General features: G+C 32.6%; 1 protein-coding gene and 2 pseudogenes. 2 read left to right on the top strand and 1 reads right to left on the bottom strand.

Translation table 11 applies throughout. The features are described from left to right. Positions 1 to 85 precede the first annotated feature (85 nt). Positions 86 to 460 (top strand): annotated as a pseudogene (locus CUL_RS0113550) (transposase); the annotation flags it as partial. Positions 461 to 605: 145 nt separating this feature from the next. On the opposite strand, the gene CUL_RS0113545 reads toward CUL_RS0113550, so the two are convergent. Further along, positions 606 to 1,544 carry a DDE-type integrase/transposase/recombinase gene (locus CUL_RS0113545; protein ID WP_025642217.1) on the bottom strand — a complete coding sequence of 313 codons (939 nt, stop codon included), beginning with the start codon at positions 1,542 to 1,544 and terminating at the stop codon, positions 606 to 608. 105 nt (positions 1,545 to 1,649) lie between these two features. Between CUL_RS0113545 and CUL_RS17455 the strand changes: the two are divergent. Further along, positions 1,650 to 2,148 (top strand): annotated as a pseudogene (locus tag CUL_RS17455) (IS256 family transposase); the annotation flags it as partial.

Genomic DNA, 2,148 nt, shown 5'->3' with positions numbered 1-2,148 from the left:
TAAAATAATTTGTGCTTTTAGGAAATAAAATTCTCTTTTCTGGCAAGAATCTAAATAAGACCAAAACTAGAAAGGAGAATTTTTTATGGCAACTTTACCAAAGGAAGTTTTAAGAAATATGATAGTAGATGGAGATTTAAAAACAGTAAATGATCTCCACACATATCTTAAAGAAATGTTTAAAGATGCACTACAAGAGATGTTAGAGGCAGAATTAGAGGTAGAATTAGGATATGTAAAAGGAGATAAAAAGAACAAAAATACAGATAATCGTAGAAATGGTACTACGAAAAAGACTGTAAGCACTCGTTTTGGAGAAATTGAGTTAGATATACCAAGAGATAGAAATGGCGAATTTGAACCAGTAGTAGTTCCAAAACATACAAGGGATATATCAGGTATAGAAGAACAAATAATATCCCTTTATGCAAGAGGAATGTCAACTAGGGATATTCATGACTCTGGAGAAGTCAAACATATGTGACACAGACCTCTGAAAAATTTTCTCTGAATAATGCTGTGGTTTTAAAAAATTACTAATAATTATTTTGTCAAGGAGGAAAGCGATAGCGATCCTTGATTAAATAATTATTGGTAATATCATCTTAAGCAGCATTTTTAGAGAAATACTCTCCAACTATTTCATTTGGAGTCTTATAATTTAGGATTTTTCTTGCTATATTATTGTATCTTTTACTATATCTTATAAATGACTTTTCCATCTGCTTGTAACTTTTAAATCTTCTTCTACTGTAAAATAATTCATTATCTATTCTATGACTTCGCTCTACTATGCCATTTTGCCATGGTGAATATGGGCGTGTGCGCTTGTGTTTTATATCTAGTTTTTCTAAATACTTTTCGAATCTGGTCTTTTTATTTGTAATATCCTGATCGTTAACAAATTCGATTCCATTGTCTGTTTGTACTAGTTTAACTTTAAATCCTAATTTGTCTTCTAGTCGTTTTAAAAAATTAGATGTACTATATGTGCTTAGTTCATTAACTAATTCTAAGTATCTCTTTCTTGAATATTCATCAATCGCTGTTATTTGGTAGTATCTACTGTGATAGCTCGCAAAGCCAATACATTCATTAGGAACATATTTAACATCTATCTGTACCCGCTCGCCTGGATAGGTAGCTGGGTTTTTACGATACTTAGATTTAGGATAGCTTTTTCGTTTTTTTGGTGTATTTAGCTTCATTTTCCTTATTTGTCTGCACATGGAGTCGTAAGTTCTTGTATAACCAGCATCTCTTAATTTACGATATACTTGTGCCAGACCTTCATGGCGATGATAACGGTGCTTATATCGTATTAAGCCCAATTCCTCCTGTGTATGTTGATTAGGATGAGAATGGGGTCTTCTGCTTTTATTTGCCAAAGATTTTATGGTTCCATCATACTTTTTTCTCCAACGCCATACCTGTTGGCGGCTGGTATGATATCTTCTAGCTGCTTTTGCATTGTTATTATGTTTGATTGCATATTTAACTACCCTTTGACGAAATCTCATTTCTTCTGTTATAATTGTTTTCATAGGAAAGGATCCCTCCGATATTTGTTTTTTGTGGCGAATAACATTATATCAGAGGCCTTTCCTTTTTTCATATTTTCTTGTCACAAATGTATTATCTCATATCAAATGTCAACTAGGGATATTCATGACCAGGTAAAGGATCTCTATGGAATTGAAGTATCAGCAGATATGGTTAGCAAAATAACAGATAAAATTATTCCACAAATAAATGAGTGGAAAAACAGACCCCTAGAACCTGTTTATCCCTTCATTTTTCTAGATGCTATACATTATAAGGTAAGGGAAGATGGCCAAATTAAGAACAAAGCAGCCTATGTTGTTTTAGGGGTTACCCTAGATGGCTTCAAGGATATACTGGGCATTTGGATAGGTGAAACTGAGTCCTCAAAGTTCTGGCTAGGGGTATTAAACGATTTAAAAAACAGGGGAGTAGAAGATGTATTAATATTTAGTGTAGATGGATTAACAGGCCTAAAGGAGGCAATACAAGCAGCTTACCCTAATGCTGAAATACAAAGATGTATAATTCATCAACTCAGAAATTCTTTTAAATATGTTAGTTATAAAGATTTAAGGGAATTTGCAAATGATTTTAAAGAAGTAT

It is taken from the genome of [Clostridium] ultunense DSM 10521 (assembly GCF_000511955.1).
In the GTDB taxonomy this organism is placed as follows: Bacteria; Bacillota; Clostridia; order Tissierellales; family Tepidimicrobiaceae; genus Schnuerera; species Schnuerera ultunensis.
The sequence above is the reverse complement of the archived record's forward strand: the minus strand, read 5'-3'. Positions and strand labels throughout refer to the sequence as shown.

What these genes read in the sequence shown, in the direction of transcription:
- CUL_RS0113545 (WP_025642217.1), bottom strand. Translation starts at nt 1,544, where the DNA reads ATGAAAACAATTATAACAGAAGAAATGAGATTTCGTCAAAGGGTAGTT.